The organism is Aphanothece microscopica RSMan92 (assembly GCF_046613545.2).
GTDB lineage: Bacteria > Cyanobacteriota > Cyanobacteriia > PCC-6307 > Cyanobiaceae > NIES-981.
The window spans coordinates 1-526 of the sequence record NZ_JBKKKY020000413.1 but is presented as its reverse complement, the minus strand read 5'-3'; the positions used below and the strand labels follow the sequence as shown (position 1 = coordinate 526).

1 protein-coding gene is annotated in these 526 nt (G+C 37.6%); it reads left to right on the top strand.

What is annotated here, in order from left to right; genetic code table 11:
* Positions 1-526: hypothetical protein (locus tag ACLD7X_RS18295; RefSeq protein ID WP_411425112.1), on the top strand; the 526-nt coding region annotated here is incomplete at both ends.

Here is a 526-nt window from a genome sequence, read left to right as displayed (position 1 = left end):
CAAACCTGCTGAAGAAGTTGATATTTTTTGGTTCAATGAAGTTGGGGAGTTGGTCGGAACTGAAGAATTCATGAGCCCACAGACTTTCGGTATTTTTGAGTTAGAAGTAAGACCAAAAGGGAGTTTATCTTGCCCTGAACCAAATAAAAAGAAGTTTGAAGTAATTCAGCCTATCCTTGAATTGGAAGGTAAACTTGTTGCCTCGCCATACTGCTCGGATACAGAAAGTGTTTCCATTACATTAGAGGCAATTCTTTCCCCTTCAGTCAAAATCAATTGGTTTTTTACAGATTTCAATGGAAATAGAGTCTCATTGGTAAATTCTTCAAATCATAAAGAAATCGTGGTTTCACAAGAAGGCACCTATGAGGTGGAGATGAGAAACCATCTTGGTTGCCTTTTGGGAAGTGACTTAATCCTCCTTATGAAAAGTATGGATGAAAATAGGCCTCAAGTCGAGGAAAATTATATCATCTGTCCTTCATTGGGAAATGTTGTTTCTATCAATCCCGGTTCTTTCTTAAAA